Here is a 23,928-nt window from a genome sequence, read left to right as displayed (position 1 = left end):
CGATCTCCTCAGGCATGCTGGGTGACGATCACGAAGGCGACGCCATAGTCGGCCTCGTCGCTGATGGTCACCTGGGCGCTGAGTTTATTGTCTTGCATAAATTGTTCCAATTCGCCGCTGCAGACGATCACGGGCTTGCCGCCGGGCGCGTTGAGGATCTGGCAGGCGCGCCAGCTCATCGGCATGTGGATGCCCAGTCCGATCGCCTTGGAAAACGCTTCCTTGGCAGAAAACCGGGTGGCCAGAAAACGCTTGCCGCGCAGCTCGTTCTTGGCGCGCCGGTGCTGGAATTTTTCCAGTTCCTGCGGCCCCAGCACCTTCTCGGCAAAGCGCTCGTTGCGCCCCAGCGCCGCCTCGATGCGCGAGATCTGCACGATATCGGTGCCGATGCCGTAGATCGACATGCTCATCGGGCCAGTCCCGCACGCAAGCCCAGGCGGGCAGCGACCATGATCGCCTTCATCTCGCGCACGGCGTTTTCAAAGCCGGCAAACACGGCGTGGGCGACGATGGCATGGCCGATGTTCAGTTCGCCGATATCGTCGAGCGCGGCGATCGCCTGCACATTGGTGTAGTGCAAGCCGTGGCCGGCGTTCACTTTCAAGCCACGCGCCACCGCGAAGCGGGCGCCCAGGCGTATCCGTTCGAGCTCCGCTGCCAGCGCCGTCCCCTGCGCCTCGGCGTAGCGGCCCGTGTGCAACTCGATCACGGGCGCGCCCAGTTCGGCGGCGGCGCTGATTTGCGCCTCGTCGGCGTCGATGAACAGGCTCACGCGGATGCCTTCGGCCTGCAACTGGCTGATGGCGGCCTCGACCTGGCGGTAATAGCGCACCACGTCCAGTCCGCCCTCGGTGGTCACCTCTTCGCGCCGCTCGGGCACCAGGCAGACATCCTGCGGCTTGATGCTGCAGGCGAAATCGATCATTTCCTGGGTCACCGCCGCTTCCAGGTTCATGCGCGTCATCAGTTGCGGGCGGATGGCGATCACGTCGGCATCCTTGATGTGGCGGCGGTCTTCGCGCAGGTGCAGGGTGATGACGTCGGCGCCGGCCTGCTCGGCCAGCAGGGCCGCGCGCAGCGGGTCCGGGTAGACCGTGCCGCGGGCATTGCGCAAGGTGGCCACGTGGTCGATGTTCACGCCCAGGTCGATGACGGCGCCGACAGGTTGGAGGAAGCTCATGGTGGATATGCTTTCAAGGATTGTTACAGCTGCATCAGATCGATCAGGATCTGGCGGGTGTTGAGCGGTGCGCCGCCCAGTTGATGGGCCAGCAGGAAACGCATCAGCAACTTGCTCTGCGCCTGGGTCTGCGGCGCGCTGTAGTCGCCCGCCTCGATGTCCTGCAGGGTGCGGCCGTCGACGACGGGCCAGGCGTCGGACACGCGCGCCAGGCGCGGTCCCCGCTCGGGGTCGACGACATACTCGGTGCCAGCGACGACGGCCTCGCCGGACGGCGCGCAGCGCTTCAGGTCGGCGGCGACCCCCGTCTGTTTCAGCAAGGCCCGTTCGAATTTGCGCAGGACAATCGGGGCCGGCTCATTGTGCGCCAGCTGGTTCAAGGTGTCGACGTACTGGTCGAACAGGGCCGGATGGGGATCGTCGCGGGCCAGCAGCTTGACCAGCAGTTCGTTGACGTAGAAGCCGCACAGCAGCGCCGTGCGTTCGATCGGCAACATGCCGCCCACCCACTCGGCATCGATCAGCGTGCGCAGTTCGTTGCGCCCGCTCCAGGACATCGACAGGGGCTGGAAGGTTTGCAGCACGCCCCGCAACGCCGAATGGGGCCGCTTGGCGCCCTTGGCGACGACCCCGATGCGGCCGAAGTCGCGGGTGAACAGGTCGACGATCAGGCTGGTTTCTTTGTAGGGGTAGCTGTGCAGCACGAAGCCGGGTTGGCCGTTGATGCGGTCGCGCGGCAAGGCGCGCGGGCGGCGCGGCGGCGCAGGCGCCACAGCCGGCGGCGTGCCGGCCTGCCCCGCCGCCTCGGTGGGAACTAAGGCAAGGCTGGCATCGATCGCTTGCACGCGCTCCGCCACGGCAGGGATTTCCTTATTCGTAGCCGTAGGCGCGCAGGCCGGCTTCGTTGTCGGCCCAGCCCGATTTGACCTTGATCCAGATTTCCAGGTAGACGGGGCCGCCGAACAGCTTTTCCATGTCCAGGCGGGACTGCGTGGAAATTTCTTTGAGGCGGGCGCCCTTGTTACCGATCAACATCGATTTATGGGTGTCACGCTCGACCAGCACGGCGGCGAAGATGCGACGCAGATCGCCCTCCTGCTCGAACTGCTCGATGATCACGGTGCTGGTGTAGGGCAATTCGTCGCCCACCAGGCGGAACACTTTTTCACGGACGATCTCGGCGGCGAGGAATTTCTCGCTGCGGTCGGTGATGTCGTCCGGCCCGAAAATCGGGGCGTTTTCCGGCAGGCGCTGCTTGATTTCTTCTTGCAGCGCATCGACCTGGAAGCGCAACTTGGCCGAGACGGGCACCACGGCGGCAAAATTGTGCTTGGCCGCGATCTGCTGGGCAAACGGCATCAGCGCCGCCTTGTCCTTGACGCGGTCGGACTTGTTGATCACCAGGATCACCGGCACTTCTTTCGGCAGCAGGTCGACCACTTGCTGGTCGGCCGGGCCGAAGGTGCCCGCCTCGACCAGGTACAGGATCACGTCGGCGGAAATGAGGGTATTGGTGACCGTCTTGTTGAGCGTCTTGTTGAGGGCGTTCGAGTGGCGCGTCTGGAAACCCGGCGTATCGACGTAGATGAACTGGGCATCGTCAACGGTCTGGATGCCGGTGATGCGGTGGCGCGTGGTCTGCGCCTTGCGCGAGGTGATCGACACCTTGGCGCCGATCAGCACGTTCATCAGGGTGGATTTGCCCACGTTGGGGCGGCCGACGATGGCGATGTAGCCACAACGGAAGTTATCGGGGGTGCTCGGTGCAGTGCTGGAGATATTCATGCCGACTTCGTTTCTGGATGCGGGTGTTTGGGAGGCTTGCTGTCCGGCTTGCCGTCGATTTTGCCTTCCGGCTTGTGCTTGCCATCGGCACTGCCGTCGGCACCGCCATCGCTCTGGATGGTGGCGATGCCGGCCAGCTTGAGCTGGGCGGCGCGCGGCTTGGTCTTGCGGGCGGCCGCCGGGGTCTTGAGCAGCGCCTGCTCGGCCACTTCCAGCGCCAGCTTGGCCGCTGCCTGCTCGCCCGCGCGGCGACTGCCGCCACGGCCGTAGACCTGGATGTTCAGTTTCGGCACCAGGCACTCGATCTCGAATTCCTGGTTGTGGGCGGCGCCGTGGGTGGCGACGACATTGTAAGTGGGAAGCGAGATTTTCTTGCTTTGCAAAAATTCCTGCAACAGCGTCTTGGCATCCTTGCCCAAGGTACGCGGGTCGACCGAATCGAGGATGGGAATGTAGAACGCCCGGATCACCGCGCGCGCCGCCTCGAAGCCCGTGTCGAGAAAAATTGCGCCCAGCAAGGCTTCAAGGGTGTCGGCCAGGATCGAGGGACGCCGAAAGCCGCCCGATTTCAATTCGCCTTCGCCCAGGCGCAGGAACTGCGACAACTCGAGCTTCTGGGCAATTTCGTACAGCGACTGCTGCTTGACCAGGTTGGCGCGCAGGCGCGACAGGTCGCCCTCGTCGATGCTGGCGAACCGCTCGTACAGCACCGAGGCGACCACGCAGTTCAAAATCGAATCGCCGAGAAACTCGAGGCGCTCGTTATGCAGGCTGCTGTGGCTACGGTGCGTCAAGGCTTGCTGCAACAGGCCAGCATCCTGAAACGTGTAACCCAGTCGAGATTGCAATAACGTTAAATTCATCGTAAACAGTGTTGGTTAATCATGCGTCTTATTTGGGCGCCGGCGGGGCCGGCATGACACCGCCCGGCGCCGTGGTGGCGGCGTAGTCGATCAGCAAGCTGAAATTGGCGGCCAGCGGAATTTTCTTTTGGTAGGCGAAACTCAGCTCCGTCTCGCCCGTCTCTTTGCTAATGATCAAATCTTTGCCCGTGATCGCCTCGATGCGGTTGATGTCCGCATTCTTGTCGAAACCGTGGCGCATCTCGATGTCGGAGCCGTTGCTGGCCTTGGCCGCGAAGATGGCGTCCTTCGACGCCTTGTATTCGAGATAGGTGGGGAACACTCTCATGCCCAGCACGGCCACCGCGCCGATCACCGCCAGCACGAAAATCAGGCCCATCAACGACACGCCCCGCTGCGCCGACAGCCTCACAAAAGTCGCTTGTTGCATGCCTTGCCCCTCCACCATATGACTCAATGAATGCTGCCAATCCGCTTGAAATTGCCCAGGTTCATCCAGACAAAAAATGCCTTGCCGACGATGTTCTTGTTGGGAACGAAGCCCCAGTAACGGCTGTCCGCGCTATTGTCGCGGTTGTCGCCCATCATGAAATAATTGCCTTCAGGAACGGTACAAGTGAACGCGTCCTCGGTGTACACGCAGGCCTCGCGCCGGGGAAAATTGTCCACTTGCGAGGGCTCGAAGGAGCGCCGGCTGTTCATGGTGAGGATACGGTGGGTGGTACCGGGCAAGGCTTCGCTGTACTGCTGGCGCAACTCCAGGCTCTCTTCTTCCAGGTAGTCTTCCATCGGCGCGTACTCGACCGGCTTGCCGTTGACCGTCAGGCGCTTGTTTTCGTAAGTGATTTTATCACCGGGCACGCCAACGACCCGTTTGATGTAATCCTGCGTCATGTCCTTCGGGTATTTAAAGACCATCACGTCGCCCCGTTGCGGGTCGCCGACGTCGATGATTTTCTTGTTCAGCACGGGCAGGCGGATGCCGTAGGTGTACTTGTTCACCAGGATCAGGTCGCCAATGAGCAGGGTCGGCACCATCGACGACGAGGGGATTTTAAACGGCTCGTACAGGAACGAGCGCAGGACAAACACCAGCGCGATGACAGGAAAAAAGCTGCCCGAATACTCGACCCAGGTGGGCTGGCGCAGGATCGCCGCTTCGATGGCGGCGCGGTTGACGCTGTCGGCCTTGATGCCTTCGGACGCCAGGCGCGCATTGCGGGCGTCGAGCGCCTTCAGAGCGGCATCGGCGGCCACGCGGCGCTGGCGCGCCAGCACGAAGCGGTCGACGCACCAGATCACACCGGTGATCACCATCAACACGAACAGGATCAGGGCGAAATTGCCCAAAATGGTTTGCAGGGTCATTAATCGTCCACTTGTAAGATTGCCAGGAAAGCTTCTTGCGGGATCTCCACCGAGCCCACCTGCTTCATGCGCTTTTTACCGGCTTTTTGTTTTTCCAGCAACTTTTTCTTGCGGCTGACGTCGCCGCCATAGCACTTGGCCAGCACGTTCTTGCGCAGCGCCTTGACGTTTTCGCGCGAAATCACGTTCACGCCGATGGCGGCCTGGATGGCAACGTCGAACATCTGGCGGGGAATCAGCTCGCGCATCTTGGCCGCCACCTGGCGGCCCCGGTAGGTGGCGTTCGAGCGGTGCACGATGATGGCCAGCGCATCGACCTTCTCGCTGTTGATCAGCATGTCGACCTTGACGACGTCGGCGGCGCGGTTTTCCTTGAACTCGTAGTCCATCGACGCGTAGCCGCGCGAGGTCGACTTGAGCTTGTCGAAGAAGTCGAGGACGATCTCGGCCATCGGCATTTCGTACACGAGCTTGACCTGGCGCCCGTGGTAGCTCATGTCCTGCTGCACGCCGCGCTTGCCCACGCACAGGGTGATGACGGAACCGACGTACTCTTGCGGCATGTACAGGTTGACGTGAACGATGGGCTCGCGCACTTCGAGAATCTTGGTCGTCTCGGGCATCTTCGACGGATTGTCGACCTTGACGATGGTGCCGTCGCGCAGCTCGACTTCGTACACCACGGTGGGCGCCGTGGTGATCAGGTCCATGTCGAACTCGCGCTCGAGACGTTCCTGCACGATCTCCATATGCAACAGGCCAAGGAAGCCGCAGCGGAAGCCGAAGCCCAGCGCCTGCGACACTTCCGGCTCGTACATCAGGGCGGCGTCATTCAATTTCAGCTTTTCCAGCGAGTCGCGCAGGGCGTCGTACTGGTTCGCTTCCACCGGGAACAGGCCGGCGAACACTTGCGGCTGCACTTCCTTGAAGCCCGGCAGGGGCGCCGGCGCCGGCCTGGCGGCGTGGGTGACGGTGTCGCCCACCTTGGCCGCCTTCAATTCCTTGATGCCGGCGATGACGAAGCCCACTTGCCCGGCCGACAGTTGCGGCAGCGGCTGCGAACGGGGCGAAAACACGCCCACCGACTCGACCAGCTGGGTCGACTCGGACGCCATCAGGAGAATTTTTTCTTTCGGTTTCAGGGTGCCGTTCATGACCCGCACCAGCATCACCACGCCCACGTAATTGTCGAACCACGAGTCGACGATCAGCGCTTGCAGGGGTGCATCGGAATCGCCTTTCGGCGGCGGCACCCGTTCGATCAGGCGCTCGAGCACGTCTTCCACGCCCAGGCCGCTCTTGGCCGAACACTGCACGGCGTCGGTGGCATCGATGCCGATGACGTCTTCGATTTCCTTGATGGCATTGGCCGGATCAGCGTGCGGCAAGTCGATCTTGTTCAGTACCGGCACCACTTCCACGCCCAGGTCGAGCGCCGTGTAGCAGTTGGCCACGGTCTGCGCTTCCACGCCCTGCGACGCGTCGACCACCAGCAGCGCGCCTTCGCAGGCCGACAGCGAGCGCGACACTTCATAGCTGAAGTCGACGTGACCGGGGGTGTCGATCAGGTTCAGGTTGTACACCACGCCGTCGCGCGCCTTGTAATGCAGCGCTGCCGTCTGCGCCTTGATGGTGATGCCCCGTTCGCGCTCGAGGTCCATCGAATCGAGCACCTGGGCTTCCATGTCGCGGTCGGACAGGCCGCCGCAAATCTGGATGATACGGTCGGCCAGGGTCGATTTACCGTGGTCGATGTGGGCGATGATGGAGAAGTTACGTATGTTGTTCATTAACAAATTCAAAGGCCAGGATGAGGAGGCGACGGCGCCAGGTGCAATTGTCCGAGATGCCGGGTAAAAGCTTGCTGCGCAACGAAAAAAGCGCTCAGCGGGGCGGCGCCATGTGGCATGGCCGATCCCGGACGAGCGCCCATTCAAGCGAAAGAAGCTGCGAGAGAAGCGTTTTAGGCGGACACAAGCTTTTCCGACCCTCGCATTTTACCGGATTTCGGGGTAGAAAGCCCGGTTAATCCCGCCCCGCTCGCTGCAGGCAAGGGGCGGCGCCGCGCACAGCGCCTTTTTAAACGCAAAATTATGCGCATTCGCGCATAATTTACGGGCGCCAGCGGCTCAGGGGGCGCGACGCGCCAGCCAACCGGCGACGGCCGCTTCGTCGAGAACGTAGTGGCACAGTGCGGCGCCGTGCGGATCGTCGCCGAACAGCACCGGCACCAGTTCGTCGAAGCGCGCCAGCAGGGACGGGCCCGCATCGCTATCGATGTCAACGACGTCGACGTCGAACGGCGCCCCGGCCGGCGCCATCGCCTGCAGCGCTGCCAGCATGTCCTCGCACAGGTGGCAGTAACTGCGGCTGTACAGGGTGAAGCGGGGCGGCCCGGCCGCCGCATCCGGCGCGACCATCAGGTGCGCGGGCGGATGACGACGTAGGCGGTGGTGGCGGCGCCTTGCGCGTTGTCGCGGCGCACCAGCAGCGCCACTGATTTTTTCGGGTCGAGTCGGCTCACCAGTTCGTTGAACTGGCTGGCGTCGTTGATTTCCACATTATTGAGTTGCATGACGATGTCGCCCGACTTCAGGCCGGCCTGAGCCGCCGCGCCTTCGGCCGCATCGACCAGCACGCCACTGCCCTTGATGTCTTTTTTCTGGGCCGCGCTCAGGTTCGACACGTGCAGGCCGATGGCGTTGGCCACCGCCTCCGGCTTTGGCTTGGCAGGCGTCGGCCTGGCCGCGGCCGCCTTGTCGTCCTCGAGCATGGCGATGGTGACGGGAATATCGACCGACTGGCCCTTGCGCCAGACGGTGACGCTGGCCTTGCTGCCGATCGTGCTGGCGCCCACCTGGCGTGGCAGGTCGGCGCTTTTTTCGATGGGCGTGCCATTAAACTTGAGAATGATGTCGCCGGTGCGGATGCCCGCCTTGTCGGCCGGACCGCCCGGCTCCACCAGCGAGACCTCGGCGCCGCGCGCGCGGCCCAGGCCCAGCGACTCGGCGACGTCTTTGCTCACTTCGCCGATCTGCACGCCCAGGCGGCCCCGTGAGACCTTGCCGGTCTTGCGGATCTGGTCGGAGACGCGCATGGCTTCATCGATGGGCACGGCGAAGGAAATGCCGTTGTAGCCGCCCGACAAGGTGGCGATCTGCGAATTGATGCCCACCACCTCACCGCGCATATTGATCAGGGGACCGCCCGAGTTGCCGGGATTGACGGCAACGTCGGACTGGATCAGGGGCAGGTAGTCGCCCGTGTCGCGCGCCTTGGCCGAGATGATGCCGGCGGTGACGGAGTTTTCCAGGTTGAACGGCGAGCCAATGGCGATCACCCACTCGCCCACGCGGATCTTGTTCGAGTCGCCAATGCGCAGGAAGGGCATATTGGCGCCGTCGACTTTCAGTACCGCCACGTCGGTGCGCTTGTCGGCGCCCAGCACCTTGGCCTTGAGTTCGCGCCGGTCGGTCAGGGTGACGATGACGGTGTCGGCGCCCTCGACGACGTGAGCGTTGGTGAGGATCAGGCCGTCGCCGGAAATGACGAAGCCCGAGCCCACCCCGCGCTGGACTTCTTCATCCTGCTGCGGCGCGCGGCGGCGCGGGCTGCGCTGGCCCGGCGTGCCCTGCGCCCCCTGACCGAAGAAGCGGCGCAGGAATTCCTGCATCTCTTCTTCACCTGGCTGGCCCTGGTTGGCACGGACTTTTTCGGTGGTGCGGATATTCACCACGGCCGGCCCGACCTTGTCGATCAGGTCGGTAAAGTCCGGCAAGCCCGTCACCACCGGGGTGGCGACGGGGGCGGCGGCAAGGGCCGGCGCGGCCGGGGCCAGCGCGACGGCGGCGCCGAACAGGGCGGAAACAGCGATAGACAAGAGACGGCGGTGGGCGAGTGGCAGAGTGGTCATGGAGTCCATAGGATCAAGTCGGCAATTGATGTCATGGTAAGGCAAATTTGTGTTGTTGTCGCGTCACGCGCTGTGGCCGGCGCCGGCAGCAATGCGCCATGCGCCATGCATCGCACGGGGCCACAGGCACGCCTGGCGCGCTCGATAAACCGGGCGCCACGATGCCTGGCGCGGCTATTCCACTGGCCATGCCATCCGCCGCAGCGCGATGTGGGGATGGCTGGCCAGGTATTCCACGTGGGACTGAAAGACGAAGCCGTGGCGCGCATACAGGGCGACGGCGCGGCGGTTCGACGGCGCCACCTCAAGGATCAGTTCGCTTGCGCCGGCGTCGGCGGCGCGCGCCTTGACGGCATCGACGAGCCGGTCGGCCACGCCGCCGCCGGCGCCCGCCTGGCGCCCCCGCGCCGGTGGACTGACCCACATGGCGATCAGGCCCATCCGCCTGTCATCGACAGCCACGGCGGCGGCCATGCCGATGGCCTCGTCGTGCTCGAACGCCAGGAAGAAGGTCGAAGGCCCCGTGCCCGCGGCGCGGCGCTGCCAGTCGCTGTCGGGGTCGGCCAGCGCCTGCGCATGGCTGACGCCGAACGCCGTGGGCGCATCGCGCAGTGCCGCCAGGCGCAGCCCTTTGAGCAGGGCCCAGTCGGCGGCGGCGGTGTGCCGCACCCCGATGGGGTCGACGCCCGTCATGGCGTGGTGAGGGCCTTGACGGCGCCGTCGGCGGCGCTGGGCGCCACCGCAGGGGGCGTCGCGGCGGCCGCAAGCGGGGCCGGGGCCGGCACTGCCGCCCCCCCCGCCCGACGCATGGGAAGAGGCTCCACCGCCAGCCGCGCCGCCAGCCGGGCATTGAATCCGGGCGAAAATTCGGGCGCCGCCTCACCGCGCAGCACATCGCCGATACGGTGATAGGCGGTCCAGGCGACTTCGCCGTCGGGCGATAGCAGCGCCGCCGTCGCCAGCTCGAGATCGCTCGAGGCCAGCTCACCGTCGCCCAGGGCGGAGATATGTTCGCGAATTTTTTTGTGTGCGTCCATCAGGATTTCCATCACGTTCAGGATCAGTTAACTCGACTATTGCCAACATTGTAATACCAAGCAGGCACCGGTAAATGCACCATCATTGGCGGATGCGGATTAACGCCGCTTGTCATCCGGCAATTCCAGATAGGGCCGCAATTTTTCTGCGATGACTTCCCGCGCCCGGAATATTCGACTGCGCACCGTGCCGATGGGGCAGGCCATGACTTCCGAGATTTCCTCGTAACTGAGCCCTTCGATTTCCCGCAGCACGATGGCAGTGCGTAGCTCCAGCGGCAGCGCTTCCATGGCGGCGTTGACGGTGAAGGCAATTTGCTTGCTGGCCAACACGGACTCCGGCGTGTTGATGTCGCGCAGGTTGTCGGCGTCGTCGAACCCCTCGGCCTTCTCGGCGTCGGCCTCGGTCGAGGTGGGCGCCCGCCGCCCCTGGGTGACGAGGAAGTTTTTTGCCGTGTTGATGCCGATTCGGTACAGCCATGTATAAAACGCGGCATCACCGCGGAAATGCCGCAGGGCCCGGTACGCCTTGATGAACGTTTCTTGAACAACATCTTCCGCCTCCGCCGGGTCATGTACCAATCGCGCCACCAGCCGCAACAATCTGCGCTGATACTTCGCCACCAGCAGGTTGAAAGCCTGCTGGTCGCCAGCCTGGACGCGCTCCACCAGCAACTGATCACACTCGCGTTCTGTCGTCACTGCAACGGTCCCGTAGTTTGTGCCGGCGTTGTCTTCTTATGTATAAGAGTTCCCGCGCTGCAATAAGTTCAATGATTTTGATAATATTTTTCTGACGCCCCTGCCAGCGCCGCCTCCGCCGCAGGGCGTGCCGCCACCGCTCGCAATGCCATGCTCAGCCGGCGAAACTGGCCTGGCGGCACGCTGTCGGCACACAGCAACAGTGCCGGCAAGGGACCGTGTGCGCCCGCCAGGCGCAACACCAGCAGACCCGGCCACAGGGTCGATTCTCCCAGCAGGCGCACCTGCAAGCGATCGGTCCGACCCATCCCCTGTTGTACCGTCAGCACCAGGCCGCCGGGTCCGACTACGTCAAGCGTGCGCGCGGTTGGACGCGCGCGCGAGTGCACGGCCGAGGCGCGCAGGACCGCAAACCCGGCAAGCAGGCACAGCACTGCGCTGACCGCTGGCAGCCATGCCGGACCCGCCCAGCCAAGGGCGCAGGCCAGCGCCATGGCCAGGCAGAGGCCGGCAAAACCCCGCATCAGCCGGCGCAACAGGCGCGACGGAACAAGCGGCACCGACACCGCGATGGACATGTGCCCTCCAATGTGAGTAAAGCAGACCGAACCAGACCGTCATGGCGCATGCCAGCACGGTCAGTTGGTTAGACAAGTTGGGATTTGGCCGGTTCACGCAGGCGCTGGCAAATCAAGGGACAATTTTCGCCACTGGACAGATCGATATCACACAGTCGGACCGGGCCGGCTCCCGGGTGCGCCGTCCCCATAGCACAACGCCCGATCGGGAAAACCGGATCGGGCGTTGCGGGGTGCTGCGCTGCGAAGCTGAACTGCCTTACGGGGCCTTGCCGAACACCAGGGTGCCGTTGGTGCCGCCGAAGCCGAACGAGTTCTTCACGGCGTAATCGATCTTCATGTCGCGCGCCGTATTGGCACAGAAGTCGAGGTCGCACTCGGGGTCCTGGTTGAACAGGTTGATCGTCGGTGGCGACACCTGATTATGCATCGCCAAAACGGTAAACACCGCTTCCAGGCCGCCGGCGCCACCGAGCAGGTGACCCGTCATCGACTTGGTCGAGTTGACCACCAGCTTTTTCGCATGATCGCCGAAGGTCTTCTTGATACCCTGCACTTCGGCCAGGTCGCCCTGCGGCGTCGAGGTACCGTGCGCATTGATATAGTCGATCTGGTCGATGTTGACGCCGGCATCATTCAGGGCCGACACCATGCAACGACTGGCGCCCGAACCATCTTCGACCGGGGAGGTCATATGGTAGGCGTCGGCGCTCATGCCAAAACCGATCAACTCGGCATAGATGCGCGCACCACGGGCCTTGGCGTGCTCGTACTCTTCCAGCACCATGACACCGGCGCCCTCGCCCAGCACGAAGCCGTCGCGGTCGCGGTCCCACGGGCGCGAGGCCGTGGCAGGATCGTCGTTGCGCGATGACAGCGCCTTGGCCGAGGCGAAGCCGCCCAGGCCCAGCGGCGAGACCGTCGATTCGGCACCACCGGCGACCATCACGTCGGCATCACCGTAGCTGATCAGGCGGCCAGCGGCGCCGATACAGTGCAAACCGGTGGTGCAGGCGGTGACGATGGCCAGGTTAGGGCCGCGCAAATTAAACTTGATCGACAGGTCGCCCGAGATCATGTTGATGATCGAAGCGGGCACGAAAAACGGCGAAATGCGACGCGGGCCGCGCTTGTCGTAATCCTGCTTCTGCTCTTCGATCATGGGCAGGCCGCCGATACCGGAACCGACAATGACGCCGATACGGTCGCGGTTTTCATCGGTCACTTCGATGGCCGAATCCTGCAAGGCCTGCATCCCCGCCGCCATGCCGTAATGGATAAACGTATCCATATGGCGCGCTTCTTTGGCGGAAATATAGTCCTCGATATTGAAGCCTTTGACTTCGCCCGCAAAACGGGTCGAAAACGGCTCCGCATCAAACCGGGTGATGTTGGCAATGCCGGACTTGCCGGCCAGTGCCGCGTTCCAGCTGTCGACAACATTGTTGCCGATAGGTGAGACGCAACCCAGGCCGGTGATGACGACACGACGGTTTCGTGAACGGCTCAATCGATTCTCCTGATGCTGACGACGTCTTAGGCGGCCTTGACGTGCGCGGTGGCGTAGTCGATGGCTTGCTTCACGGTGGTGATTTTTTCCGCTTGTTCGTCAGGGATTTCCATTTCGAATTCGTCTTCCAGTGCCATCACCAGTTCGACCGTGTCGAGCGAATCGGCGCCCAGATCGTCGACGAACGACGAATCGATCTTGATGTCGGCTTCAGCAACACCCAGTTGCTCAGCGACGATTTTTTTAACGCGTTGTTCGATATCCGACATGTTATTGGCTCCAAATGGTTGTTACGGAAAGTGCGCGCATTTTATCAGGTTTGCGCGACGATAAATGATTTTCGACGAGTGCTATGAACTCTGCCGAAACCACAGCTAAAAGATGAGAATTTCCTTTATCGGGACGCGGCCTGTTTGCCAATTCTGCCCCAGTTCCGGCAAACCTGCATCAATTCATGTACATGCCGCCATTCACATGCATGGTCGAACCGGTGATGTACGCCCCGTGCGGGCCGGCCAGGAAGGCCACCGCATACGCCACATCTTCCGGCGCGCCCAGTCGTCCCAGCGGAATTTGCCCCAGCAGGGCGGCGTGCTGATCGGCACCGAGCGACTTGGTCATGTCGGTGTCGATGAAGCCAGGCGCGACGCTGTTGACGGTGATGTTGCGGCTGCCGATTTCGCGCGCCAGCGCGCGCGTCATGCCTTCCACGCCCGCCTTCGAGGCGGCATAGTTCATCTGGCCAGGATTGCCCGAGGACGCCACCACCGAGGTGATATTGATGATGCGGCCGTGCTTGGCCTTCATCATGCCGCGCAGCACCGCGCGCGACAGGCGGCCGACGGCCGACAGATTGGTGGCGATGACGGCATCCCACTCCTCGTCTTTCATGCGCATGGCCAATTGATCCTGGGTGATGCCCGCATTGTTGACCAGGATCGACAGGCTGCCAAAGCTGGCGGCGGTCTCGGCCACCACGGCGGCGCAGGCGGCAGGATCGGTGACGTTGAGCACAACGCCCTTGCCGCCGAAGGCCTCGAGGTAAGCGGTGATGGCGGCGGCGCCGCTCTCGCTGGTGGCGGTGCCGACCACGATGGCGCCCTGGCGCGCCAGTTCGAGGGCGATCGCCTTGCCGATGCCGCGCGAGGCGCCGGTGACCAGTGCCACTTGCTTGTCCAGATTCTTGCTCATCGTTTGCTTCCTTGCAGTATCAGTGTCAGTGTCAGTTTCAATACGGGACGATCGGCGCGGACGGCCGACTCAGGCGTTCATGCTCTCGAGTACGCGCTCGAGCGCGGCCTGGTCGACCAGCGCCTCGCCCGCCAGGCGCGCATCGATGCGCTTGGCCATGCCGACCAGTACCTTGCTGGGCGCGCTTTCGATCACCAGGTCAATACCCTGGGCGGCCATGAACTGCATCGACTCGACCCAGCGCACGGGGCGCGCGGCCTGGCGCACCAGGGCGTCCTTGATCAGGGCCGGATCGCGCAGCACGGCGACGTCGACATTATTGACCAGGTCGATGGCGGGCACCTTGAAGTCGAGCGGAGCCATGTACGCCTTGAGGCGGTCCGAGGCGCTTTGCAGCAGCGACGAGTGGAATGGCGCCGATACCGCCAGCTTCATGGCGCGCTTGGCGCCTTTCGCCTTGGCCAGTTCGCAGGCGCGCTCGACAGCCGCATTGTGGCCGGCGATGACGATCTGGGTGGGCTCGTTGAAATTGACCGCCTCCACCACCAGGCCCGGCTGCTCGCTGGCGGCCTGCTGGCACACGGCGACAACGTCGTCGGCGACCAGGCCCAGGATGACGGCCATCCCGCCCTGCCCCACCGGCACCGCGTCCTGCATGGCGCCGGCGCGAAAGCGCACCAGCGGCACCGCATCGTGGAAGGCGATCACGCCGGCCGCCACCAGCGCCGAATATTCGCCAAGGCTGTGGCCGGCGACCAGCGCCGGCGCGGCGCCACCGGCGGCGATCCAGGCGCGGTAGATGGCCACGGCGGCCGTGAGCATCACGGGCTGGGTGTTGGTGGTCAGGTCGAGCGCTTCCTTGGGGCCTTCGGCGATCATGCGGCCGAGGTCGAAACCGAGGGCGTCGGAGGCTTCCGCGACGGTCTGGTCGACCACGGCGTTGCCGGCGAAACCTTGCAACATGGCGACCGCTTGCGCGCCCTGGCCGGGAAACAGAAATGCAAATTTAGTCATGGAAACGTGCTCCAGAATGTGATGGTTTGACGGTAAAGCAAGGCAGGCCGCAGCCGGCGTGCCCGTGAACTACATGCGCACCAGCACCGCTCCCCAAGTGAAGCCGCCACCGACCCCTTCCATGAGTACGTTGTGACCGGGCTTGATGCGCCCGTCGCGCACGGCGGTGTCGAGCGCCAGCGGGATCGAGGCGGCCGAGGTGTTGCCATGCTGATCGACGGTGACGACCATCTTGGACTCGGGCAGTTTCAATTTGCGGGCGGTGGACTTCATGATGCGGATATTGGCCTGGTGCGGCACCAGCCAGTCGAGCTGCTCGGCGGCCATACCGGCATGCGCGAGCGCCTCGGTGGCGACCTGCTCGAGCACCGACACGGCCAGCTTGTAGACGGCCGGGCCGTCCATGTACAGAAAGCCGCTGCCGGCGATGGCGCCATTGGCCAGCGTGCCCGGCACGGACAGGATGTCGGCGTGGCTGCCGTCGGCGTGCAGCTTGGTGGCCAGCACGCCCGGTTCGCTTGACGCACTCATGACGACGGCGCCGGCGCCGTCGCCGAACAGCACGCAGGTGCTGCGGTCTTCGAAATTGAGGATGCGCGAAAACACTTCGGCGCCGATCACCAGCACGTTCTTGTTCGAGCCCGCCTTGATGAAGGCGTCCGCCACCGACATGGCGTAGACGAAGCCGCTGCAGACGGCTTGCACGTCGAAGGCGGCGCTGCCGTTGCCCATGCCCAGCTTGCGTTGCACCACGCAGGCGGTGCTGGGGAAGCTGCCGTAAAAATCCGGGGTCGAGCTGGCCACGATGACGAGGTCGATGTCGGCGGCGCTCAGGCCGGCCATCTCGAGGGCGCGGCGGGCCGCGTGCACGGCCAGGTCGGACGACAGCTCATCGTCGGCCGCATAGTGACGGGCTGAAATGCCGCTGCGCGAGACGATCCACTCGTCGGAGGTTTCGATGCCCTTGGCGGCCAGTTGCTCGGTCAGGTCCTGGTTCGTCACGCGTCGCTGTGGCAGGTAGCTGCCGGTGCCGATAATCTTGCTGTACAAAGTCATTTGCTGGCCATCCGTTATTTTTTTAGAGTGGGGTATCGGGCACGACAAGGGTCGGGCTCGCCGTGCGCTCGGGCGCGGTCGGCATCAGTCCGGCGATCATGCTCGAGAGCTGTTCCTGCACATTGCAGGCGGCGGCGTCATAGGCCCGCTTGAGCGCCCACTCGAACGAGTAGGCATCGGCGCCGCCATGGCTCTTGAACACCAGCCCGCGCAAGCCCAGCAGGCTGGCGCCGTTGTAGCGCGAAGGATTGAAGCGGTCGCCAATGCGCTTCAAGGCGCTCCTGGCGATCAGCGCACCGAGCATGGTGATGGGGTTGCGCTTGAATTCGGTGGTCAGCACGTCCTTCATGAAGCGGCCCAGCCCTTCGGCCGCCTTCAGGGTGACGTTGCCGACAAAGCCGTCGCAGACGACGACGTTGGTGGTGCCCTTGAAGATGTCGTTGCCTTCGACGTTGCCGTAGAAATTGAGCAGGCCGCGCGCGTGGTCGGCCTTGAGCAATTCGGCGGTGGCCTTGACGACTTCGTTGCCCTTGATGTCTTCCGTACCCACATTGAGCAGGCCGATGGTGGGACGGTCCACTTTTTCCATCGCGGAAAACAGCACGGAACCCATCACGGCGAACTGGTGCAAATGCTCGGGCCCGCAGTCGACGTTGGCGCCCAGGTCGAGCATATAGGTCGGCCCGTTTTTCTGGTTCGGCAGGATCGAGCAGATGGCGGGACGGTCGACCCCGGCCATGGTCTTGAGCACATAGCGGGAAATCGCCATCAGGGCGCCCGTGTTGCCGGCCGAGACGGCCGCCTGGGCACGCCCGGACTTGACGATCTCGATCGCCACCCGCATCGACGAATCCTTCTTGCGGCGCAGCGCCACTTCGATGGGATCGTCCATCGCCACCACTTCGGTGGCGCCCTCGATGGTAATACGGGGGTCGGTGTCGGCCTTGCCGCGCTTGAGTTCAGCGCGCACATCGGCTTCGATGCCGACCAGGATCAAGGCAGCATCGGGATACTGCCTGAGAAAGGAGATTGCTGCGGGAATGGTCACGGCGCAACCGTGGTCGCCGCCCATGCAGTCGATCGATAGTGTTATTGTCATTTAGTAAGAGCGTACCGCGGCGGAAAAACCAGGCGGCCAGGCGGCAGGATGTGATCTGTGGACGAGCGCCAGCCAGAGTCAGCGTAAATCAAACGACGGTATGCGTACAAACGCAGCCGAGGAAAAAGAAAAAGCGGCGCCACGCACACAACATACGTCGCACCGCTCTGATCGCCTCAAACCTGGACGTCGATTACTCGTCGTTTTTGGTCTTGAGGACTTTACGGCCACGGTAGAAACCGTTCGGGCTGATGTGGTGACGCAGGTGCGTCTCGCCAGTGGTTGGCTCGATACCCAGTTGTGGTGCGACCAGGAAATCGTGCGAACGGTGCATACCGCGCTTCGAAGGGGATTTCTTATTCTGCTGAACAGCCATGATAACTCCTAATACATAAGTTCTAAAATTCTAACACAATCGATCAGCAAATACTTGCGGATCGAGTATCCCAGCGGCAAAGAAATTTCTCCACCGACATGTTAACGCTTGTAAATCTCCTGCAACTGCTTCAATACTCGATACCACACGCGTTTACCACGTTCTTGCTGCCTGCCCGCGCTACCCTGCCGGCCGGCCAATCCTGTTACTGCTTAATTCGGTGTATCGGCCTTCGCATCCTTGAGGGCCGCGAATGGCGACGGCTTGTCGACCTTCAACGCGTCGAGCAACTTGGTGTCCGGACAAACGTCATGCTTCGGCACGTGCGGCAAAGCCAGCAAGGCCTCGTCTTCGATCAGCTCACCCATGTCGCACGTGCGGCTGCCGACGATGACGTCGATGCTTTCGTCGTCGAGCATGGCTTCGATCTGATCGGCTTCGTCGTCGTCCTTACCCAGCACCAACACGGTCGAGGAATCGATCTCGTAGGCAAACGGGGTCAGGCAACGCTGGCACACCAGCTGCACGGTACCGGAGACAGCCACCGTCAGCGCGGCATAGCCATGGCTGGTCAGGGCGCCGTCGATCGACCAGGCGATGTCGCCACTGTCGTCCGCGCAATCCTTGCCCAAGCGGGTCATTTGGGCGACTGGCAGCATGCCGTCGCGGTGGCCATTGCTTCGACCAAAATCAAAAGCGTCGATGACAAAAGCGCTCATAAGAGAAAATTTCCCCGGAAAACCAGCGATGATAGCAGGGTTTTAACCAGGTCGTCAAAGACTTGACGCGAATATTTACGGCGCATGGTGCCGCGATTGCGCGATCTTGCGTGATCGCGTTATCGTTGCGCCTTCCGTCCACGCCGCATCGCCGCGAATGTCCACATGATACCAAGTTATATTGCACCTCGCCTGATTCTTGCATCGAGTTCGCCTTATCGGCGCGAATTACTGTCGCGCCTGCAACTGCCCTTCGACACCATCAGCCCCGACATCATCGAAACCGCCCTGCCCGCTGAGGCGCCCCAACAGACTGCGCTGCGGCTGGCGCGCGCCAAGGCGCAGGCGGTGGCCCGCCTCGCGCCCGGCAGCCTGGTGATCGGCTCCGACCAGGTCGCCACGCTCGACGGCGGCCAGATCGGCAAACCGGGCAATCACGCCAACGCGCTGGCGCAATTGCAACTGATGCGGGGGCGCCAGGTGGTGTTTCACACGGCGCTCTGCCTGTGGGATGGCCGCAACGCCGATGAACAAGCGGCCTGCCAGCTCGACAATATCCAGACGGTGGTGACGTTTCGCAACTTGCCCGACGCCGAACTGGACGCCTACCTGCGCATCGAACAACCCTACGATTGCGCCGGCAGCGCCAAGAACGAGGGACTCGGCATCGCCATCCTCGAACGGATCGACAGTTGCGACCCGACGGCGCTAACGGGCCTGCCCATGATCGCCCTGACCGGCATGCTGCGGCGCGCCGGCGTGCGCCTGTTCGGCACCTGAGGCAGCCAGGCGCCGCCCGGCATCGCGCGTCGCCTTGTTCTTGTATACTGCCGTCATTCCACCATTCCAGACTGCACCCATGCCCGGCACCCTGTTCCTGATCCCCAACACCCTCGGCCCGACCGACGCCGTGGCCGGCGCCTTGAACCACGTCATTCCCAGCCAGGTCCAGGCGCTGACGGCGCGCCTCGATTACTTTGTCGCTGAAAACGCCAAGACGGCGCGCGCCTTCCTCAAGCTGGTCGCCATCGACCATCCGCTCAGTAAAAGCCTTCAGGAAATCGAGATCGCCGAATTGAACGTCAACACGCCGCCCGGCGCACTGGCCGGCCTGCTCGCGCCCCTGCTGGCCGGGCGCGATGGCGGCCTGGTGTCGGAAGCGGGGGTGCCGGCGGTGGCCGATCCCGGCGCCGACCTGGTGCGCCTGGCGCATCAGCACGGCATTGCCGTGCGCCCGCTGGTGGGGCCGTCGTCCTTGTTACTGGCGGTAATGGCCAGCGGCTTGAACGGCCAGAGCTTCGCCTTCAACGGCTATCTGCCGACCGACCCCGCGCAGCGCCTGAAACGCATCAAGGAGCTCGAACAGCGCTCCACCCGGGAACGCCAGACCCAGTTGCTGATCGAAACGCCGTACCGCAACGCCGCCATGCTCGACGCCCTCGTCGCCGGCTGCCAGGGCACAACCTTGATCTGCGTCGCCACTGACCTCTCTTTAGCGACCGAATCGATACACACGATGAGCGCCAGCGCGTGGAAGAGCCAGTTAAGCGCTGGCAAAAGCCCCGATTTCCATAAAAAACCCACGGTATTCTTGCTGCTTGGCTAGTACGAAACATGGCGAAAATGCCCACTTGCCAAATAAACCAAATTTACTTGCGTAAAAGAATCGATCTGCCGACAATAGAGGGTTGCAATGGCGCGATTGCGTCGTCAGCAGGGATGGTCTCCGTCGGTGGTTGCAGGCTTTGAGAACAAGAGTTACATGGATTCATTACTGAAACACATGGTAGACATTACGGGACATCGCGATCACGCCATGCTCGATGTTGCCGTCATCTCTGCTGTACATGAACTGGCTGCCGCCAAGCAGACCCGTGTGCTCAGCCTGGTCGCCGACGCCGCCGGTCCGCTGATACGCCAGCGCGCCTGCATCGCCGGCAGCGAAGCAACACCGTCATCGACCACGCCGGGCGACTTGCCGCTGGCCGTGCTTCCCAGCCTCGCCGCCTGCCTCGACAAGCGTGCCCCGAGCGCCAGCGCCACCTCCGACGAGGGTGACTGCATCTTGTGGATGCCCATCTGGATCGGCGACAAGGCCGATACCATCCTCGAAATCGTGCGCAGCGACCAGTTTGCCGCCGACATGGTGCCGATGGTGGTGGGAATTGTCGGTGTGTACCGTAATTTTCAGAACCTGCTCGACTACAGCGAGCGCGATTCGCTCACTGGCCTGCTCAACCGCAAGACCTTCGACGGCCAGCTGAGCCGCATGCTGCAAACGGGCGGCGCCCAGGCGCTCAGCGCGCCCGAAGCGCCGGAACGGGCCAACGAGGCGGGCCAGTGGCTGGTGGTGGCCGACATCGATTTCTTCAAGTCCGTCAACGACCGCTTCGGCCACGTCTACGGCGACGAGGTGCTCATCCTGGTGGCCAATATGCTGGTCTCGTCGTTCCGCGCCGACGACCGCGTATTTCGCTTCGGCGGCGAAGAATTCGTCATCCTGCTGCGCTCGGCAACGGGCGAGCAGGCACACGCCATCATCGAGCGCTTTCGCACCAATGTGGCGGCGCACCTGTTCCCGCAAGTGGGCACCGTCACCGTCAGCCTCGGCTACGTGCAGGTGCGCCCTGGCGATTCGCCGGTGGCGGCGCTCGGTCACGCCGACCAGGCGCTGTACCACGCCAAGACGCACGGGCGCAATCGCACCTGTCACTACGATGAAATCGTCGCCACCGGTCAATTGCAACTCCCTGCCTCGAACGACACGGCCGAATTCTTCTGAGGCTGCGCGCGTGCTGCGCCGCTAGTTGACTTCCTGCGCCAGCACGTTGAGCCACTCGAAGGCGGCCATCTCGATTTCCCGCAAATCCTTGACCGACATGTTGAGCCGGCGCAAGGCTGCGTCGAGCGGCTGTCCCGAGGTGGCCTTCTCGACCAGTTCGACGACCTCGAGCATGTTGCCGAATTCTCCATCGCGTTCGATCAGGGCGGCCCTGACTTCAGCGGCGACATCGACGGTGTCGAGGATTTCACCGAGGGGCAGGGAAAACAGCGCATCGGTGAGCGAGAGGATGCCCACCGTGAAGGCGGTGTCGGCAGCGGCGCGCTGGCCCGGGTGCAATTTCAAGCTCATCAATTCGAGCAGCTTGCCGCGCGTGGTGGCCATTTGCAGCAGCGGCAAATTCATTTCCACCTTGCTGCCGGGCGCCGCATACAGCAGGATTTGCAGCCAGCGCTGCAGCTGCTGGCGGCCCAGCGAGTCGAGCGCCTGCCCCACCGTATCGATGCGCTCACCGCCACCGGCCGCAGCCGTATTGACCAGGCGCAGCAAATTGAGGCTGATCAGGGCGTCCCGCTTGACCGCCACTTCGATGGTCTGGTTATCGGCCTTGGAATCGATCAGTTTTAACAATTGCAGGATCGCCAGCTCGCTGGGGGCGATCGTGCGTCCGCTCATGATGGTGGGGCGGGCAAAATAATAGCCCTGGAAGTATTCATAGCCCAGCGCCAGGCATTGCCGGAACTCTTCGACCGTCTCGACCTTTTCGGCCAATAAAGTCTTGCCCAGCACCCGCAGCGAGGCCGTCAGCGCCGGCAATTGTTCGGCAGAGACGGCATTGACGTCGACCTTGATGACGTCGACCAGGTCGACGAAGGCATTGAAATCGTCCGATTCGGCGACGATGTCGTCGAGCGCGAATTTGAAACCGAGCGCGCGCAGTTCACGGATGCGGGTAAGCAGGCGGGGCGAGGCCTTGACGGTCTCGAGGATTTCAAGGATGACCTTGTCGGCCGGCAGGAAACGCACGTAATCGCTCAGCAGCGCCGCTTCGCTGACGTTGACAAACGCCAGTTGCGCGCCCACCACATGGTCCATGCCCAACTGGGAAGCGTGGGAAATAACGGCAGCGGTGGCGGCGACGTCATCGGTGACGTTCGCTTCGGTTGCCCCGGCAGTGCGGAACAACAGTTCGAACGCCACCAGATGCTGGTCGCGCCCTAAAATTGGCTGGCGGGCCAGAAAAAACTCATCGAAAGGCAGGGACATCGGGGTTCTATCTACATCATTAGCACGGAGCACCCCCTGTATCGGGCACGCTGATCATTCCGGCGGGGACAAGCCGCCGAGCGGCGCTCTGACCCCGACTATACTATAAATCGGTCGGTAGTTTATATTTCGACATCTTGGGCAGGTCGAAACGGCCCGCCTTATGGTCGCCGCGAACCCGGTGGCTTCGGTCCCGTGGGACGCCCGCCCGGCGCGGTCGGACGGCCGCTGGTCCTGGCCGTTGGCCGGCCACTGGTGGGGGCGGTGGGCCGGCCGCTGGTCTTGGCGGCGGTATTGCGGCCCAGCGGACCGACGGCGCCGGCCGCGCCCGGCGTGCCGACCGGCGCCTGTCCTGGCAGGCGCAGGCTGCCCGTCCCCGACAAGGGACTGGCGCGGCGGGCGTTGCCGACCGGGATGCGAACGCTGCCATTGGCCGTCGGTCGCGCCGCGCTCGATCCCGTCAGCGGCACACCCGATTCGATCAGGAACGTGGCGCCCTCGTCCTTGCCGAGCACCTCGACCAGGTAGGGCATGACCTGGCGCAGGATGGGCTCGAGCGTGTAAGGCGGATTGACGATGAACATCCCGCTCGTGTGCAAGCCGAAGCCGTCCGGGCCGGGCGTGGACACGGTCAGGCTGACGTTGAGCCAGTCCTTGCCTTTCAGGCGCTTGAGCTTGTCGGAAAACGAGCGCGACTCCATCCGTTGCAGCACCGGGTACCAGATCGCATAGGTGCCGGTCGGAAAACGCGCGAGCGCGTCGTCGACGGCGTCGCGCACCTTGCGGTAATCCTGCTTGTCCTCGTACGGCGGGTCGATCAGTACCAGCGCGCGGCGCGATGGCGGCGGCAGCAGGGTCTTGAGGGCGTGAAAGCCATCGCCCCGCTCGACCAGCACCCGCTTGCCCCGCCCGCTGGCCACGTGGCCCTGGGCGGCGGCGTGTTCAGCCACCTTGCGGAAATTATCGGCCAGGATCTTGGCGTCGGCCGGATGCAGCTCGAACAGGCGCAGGCGGTCTTCCTCGCGCATGAGCTTGTCGGCAACGTAGGGCGAACCGGGGTAGTAGCGCATCTTGCCGCTGGGGTTCAGGCCCTTGACGAGCTTGACGTAGTCGGCCAGCGGCGCCGGCAGGTCGGTGCGCTCCCACAGGGGGGCGATGCCGGTGTCGTATTCAGCATTTTTCGATGCGTAGCCGCTGTCGAGGGCATACACCCCGGCGCCCGAGTGGGTATCGATATAGGTATAGACCGTGTCCTTCTGGTTCATGTATTCATGCAGCTGGACTTGCACAAAATGTTTCAGAACGTCGGCGTGATTACCCGCGTGGAAGGCGTGGCGGTAGCTAAGCATGGTGTTTCCAATCAGTGGATCGAACGGCAGGCCCCGTCGCACCCGGCGAATGCGGGAGCGCGTGTGGCGGCGCGGATATTTCCGCCATTATCCACTACAAAGCACAAGCGGGGTCGAATCCTCCGATCCGACCCCGCCAA

The 23,928-nt window shown here is 63.4% G+C and carries 27 protein-coding genes; 3 read left to right on the top strand and 24 right to left on the bottom strand.

The window, feature by feature from the left end:
* Positions 1–8 precede the first annotated feature (8 nt).
* The 22 genes from acpS to ACP7EY_RS10965 all read right to left on the bottom strand — a co-directional run bounded on the left by acpS (position 9) and on the right by ACP7EY_RS10965 (position 18,391).
* A complete protein-coding gene (gene acpS / locus ACP7EY_RS11070) occupies positions 9–404 on the bottom strand; it encodes a holo-ACP synthase (RefSeq protein ID WP_426193431.1) in 396 nt (131 codons plus the stop codon).
* Between the two features lie 2 nt (positions 405–406).
* Complete coding sequence (gene pdxJ, locus ACP7EY_RS11065; RefSeq protein ID WP_426193402.1) at positions 407–1,180, bottom strand: pyridoxine 5'-phosphate synthase; 774 nt, start codon at positions 1,178–1,180, stop codon at positions 407–409.
* A 23-nt stretch (positions 1,181–1,203) separates the two neighbouring features.
* Positions 1,204–2,016 (bottom strand): DNA repair protein RecO, encoded by an 813-nt coding sequence (gene recO / locus ACP7EY_RS11060; protein ID WP_426193429.1) that lies wholly within the window; start codon positions 2,014–2,016, stop codon positions 1,204–1,206.
* 34 nt (positions 2,017–2,050) lie between these two features.
* On the bottom strand, positions 2,051–2,965 hold the full coding sequence (era, locus tag ACP7EY_RS11055) for a GTPase Era (RefSeq protein WP_426193400.1): 915 nt from the start codon (positions 2,963–2,965) through the stop codon (positions 2,051–2,053).
* Positions 2,962–3,828: a ribonuclease III gene (gene rnc / locus ACP7EY_RS11050; protein WP_426193398.1), complete on the bottom strand. Its 867-nt coding sequence runs from the start codon at positions 3,826–3,828 to the stop codon at positions 2,962–2,964. The genes era and rnc overlap by 4 nt, the downstream gene beginning before the upstream one ends.
* 28 nt (positions 3,829–3,856) lie before the next feature.
* Complete coding sequence (locus ACP7EY_RS11045) at positions 3,857–4,258, bottom strand: DUF4845 domain-containing protein (RefSeq protein ID WP_426193396.1); 402 nt, start codon at positions 4,256–4,258, stop codon at positions 3,857–3,859.
* A gap of 23 nt (positions 4,259–4,281) precedes the next feature.
* Entirely contained in the window at positions 4,282–5,196 is a 915-nt protein-coding gene (gene lepB / locus ACP7EY_RS11040; RefSeq protein WP_426193394.1) for a signal peptidase I, read from the bottom strand.
* A complete protein-coding gene (gene lepA, locus ACP7EY_RS11035; protein WP_426193392.1) occupies positions 5,196–6,986 on the bottom strand; it encodes a translation elongation factor 4 in 1,791 nt (596 codons plus the stop codon). Before lepA ends, lepB begins: the two co-directional genes overlap by 1 nt.
* Positions 6,987–7,325: 339 nt before the next feature.
* Positions 7,326–7,616, bottom strand: coding sequence for a glutaredoxin family protein (locus tag ACP7EY_RS11030; protein ID WP_426193390.1), 291 nt, complete (start codon positions 7,614–7,616; stop codon positions 7,326–7,328).
* Positions 7,616–9,109 carry a Do family serine endopeptidase gene (locus ACP7EY_RS11025; protein ID WP_426193388.1) on the bottom strand — a complete coding sequence of 498 codons (1,494 nt, stop codon included), beginning with the start codon at positions 9,107–9,109 and terminating at the stop codon, positions 7,616–7,618. Before ACP7EY_RS11025 ends, ACP7EY_RS11030 begins: the two co-directional genes overlap by 1 nt.
* Before the next feature lie 174 nt (positions 9,110–9,283).
* Positions 9,284–9,802 carry a GNAT family N-acetyltransferase gene (locus ACP7EY_RS11020; RefSeq protein WP_426193386.1) on the bottom strand — a complete coding sequence of 173 codons (519 nt, stop codon included), beginning with the start codon at positions 9,800–9,802 and terminating at the stop codon, positions 9,284–9,286.
* Positions 9,799–10,146 carry a sigma-E factor negative regulatory protein gene (locus tag ACP7EY_RS11015; protein WP_426193384.1) on the bottom strand — a complete coding sequence of 116 codons (348 nt, stop codon included), beginning with the start codon at positions 10,144–10,146 and terminating at the stop codon, positions 9,799–9,801. Before ACP7EY_RS11015 ends, ACP7EY_RS11020 begins: the two co-directional genes overlap by 4 nt.
* Before the next feature lie 99 nt (positions 10,147–10,245).
* The gene (gene rpoE, locus ACP7EY_RS11010; RefSeq protein WP_426193382.1) at positions 10,246–10,848 is read right to left on the bottom strand and encodes an RNA polymerase sigma factor RpoE; all 603 of its coding nucleotides are present in this window, start codon (positions 10,846–10,848) and stop codon (positions 10,246–10,248) included.
* 68 nt (positions 10,849–10,916) lie between these two features.
* On the bottom strand, positions 10,917–11,426 hold the full coding sequence (locus ACP7EY_RS11005; RefSeq protein ID WP_426193381.1) for a protein YgfX: 510 nt from the start codon (positions 11,424–11,426) through the stop codon (positions 10,917–10,919).
* A 259-nt stretch (positions 11,427–11,685) separates the two neighbouring features.
* Positions 11,686–12,936: a beta-ketoacyl-ACP synthase II gene (fabF, locus tag ACP7EY_RS11000; protein WP_426193379.1), complete on the bottom strand. Its 1,251-nt coding sequence runs from the start codon at positions 12,934–12,936 to the stop codon at positions 11,686–11,688.
* A 26-nt stretch (positions 12,937–12,962) separates the two neighbouring features.
* The gene (gene acpP / locus ACP7EY_RS10995; protein WP_426113348.1) at positions 12,963–13,205 is read right to left on the bottom strand and encodes an acyl carrier protein; all 243 of its coding nucleotides are present in this window, start codon (positions 13,203–13,205) and stop codon (positions 12,963–12,965) included.
* 178 nt (positions 13,206–13,383) lie between these two features.
* Positions 13,384–14,127 (bottom strand): 3-oxoacyl-ACP reductase FabG, encoded by a 744-nt coding sequence (fabG, locus tag ACP7EY_RS10990; protein ID WP_426193377.1) that lies wholly within the window; start codon positions 14,125–14,127, stop codon positions 13,384–13,386.
* 69 nt (positions 14,128–14,196) lie between these two features.
* Entirely contained in the window at positions 14,197–15,141 is a 945-nt protein-coding gene (fabD, locus tag ACP7EY_RS10985) for an ACP S-malonyltransferase (RefSeq protein WP_426193375.1), read from the bottom strand.
* A gap of 69 nt (positions 15,142–15,210) precedes the next feature.
* A complete protein-coding gene (locus tag ACP7EY_RS10980; protein ID WP_426193373.1) occupies positions 15,211–16,197 on the bottom strand; it encodes a beta-ketoacyl-ACP synthase III in 987 nt (328 codons plus the stop codon).
* Between the two features lie 22 nt (positions 16,198–16,219).
* Positions 16,220–17,296, bottom strand: coding sequence for a phosphate acyltransferase PlsX (plsX, locus tag ACP7EY_RS10975; RefSeq protein WP_426193371.1), 1,077 nt, complete (start codon positions 17,294–17,296; stop codon positions 16,220–16,222).
* 193 nt (positions 17,297–17,489) lie between these two features.
* Entirely contained in the window at positions 17,490–17,672 is a 183-nt protein-coding gene (rpmF, locus tag ACP7EY_RS10970) for a 50S ribosomal protein L32 (protein ID WP_008449924.1), read from the bottom strand.
* Between the two features lie 212 nt (positions 17,673–17,884).
* Complete coding sequence (locus ACP7EY_RS10965; RefSeq protein ID WP_426193369.1) at positions 17,885–18,391, bottom strand: YceD family protein; 507 nt, start codon at positions 18,389–18,391, stop codon at positions 17,885–17,887.
* A gap of 165 nt (positions 18,392–18,556) precedes the next feature.
* Here ACP7EY_RS10965 and ACP7EY_RS10960 point away from each other — a divergent pair, with 165 nt between their 5' ends.
* The 3 genes from ACP7EY_RS10960 (at position 18,557) to ACP7EY_RS10950 (ending at position 21,173) form a co-directional block, all read left to right on the top strand.
* The gene (locus tag ACP7EY_RS10960; RefSeq protein WP_426193367.1) at positions 18,557–19,171 is read left to right on the top strand and encodes a Maf-like protein; all 615 of its coding nucleotides are present in this window, start codon (positions 18,557–18,559) and stop codon (positions 19,169–19,171) included.
* A 79-nt stretch (positions 19,172–19,250) separates the two neighbouring features.
* On the top strand, positions 19,251–19,997 hold the full coding sequence (locus ACP7EY_RS10955) for an SAM-dependent methyltransferase (RefSeq protein WP_426193365.1): 747 nt from the start codon (positions 19,251–19,253) through the stop codon (positions 19,995–19,997).
* Positions 19,998–20,174: 177 nt separating this feature from the next.
* On the top strand, positions 20,175–21,173 hold the full coding sequence (locus tag ACP7EY_RS10950; RefSeq protein WP_426193363.1) for a GGDEF domain-containing protein: 999 nt from the start codon (positions 20,175–20,177) through the stop codon (positions 21,171–21,173).
* Positions 21,174–21,194: 21 nt separating this feature from the next.
* Here ACP7EY_RS10950 and ACP7EY_RS10945 read toward each other — a convergent pair whose 3' ends face one another.
* Positions 21,195–22,439 carry an EAL and HDOD domain-containing protein gene (locus ACP7EY_RS10945; RefSeq protein WP_426193361.1) on the bottom strand — a complete coding sequence of 415 codons (1,245 nt, stop codon included), beginning with the start codon at positions 22,437–22,439 and terminating at the stop codon, positions 21,195–21,197.
* A gap of 161 nt (positions 22,440–22,600) precedes the next feature.
* On the bottom strand, positions 22,601–23,788 hold the full coding sequence (rlmJ, locus tag ACP7EY_RS10940; protein WP_426193359.1) for a 23S rRNA (adenine(2030)-N(6))-methyltransferase RlmJ: 1,188 nt from the start codon (positions 23,786–23,788) through the stop codon (positions 22,601–22,603).
* Positions 23,789–23,928 lie beyond the last annotated feature (140 nt).

The sequence above is a fragment of the Massilia sp. DWR3-1-1 genome (assembly GCF_049898325.1).
Classification (GTDB): domain Bacteria; phylum Pseudomonadota; class Gammaproteobacteria; order Burkholderiales; family Burkholderiaceae_D; genus JAFCUW01.
This window is presented reverse-complemented; position numbering and strand designations above follow the sequence as displayed.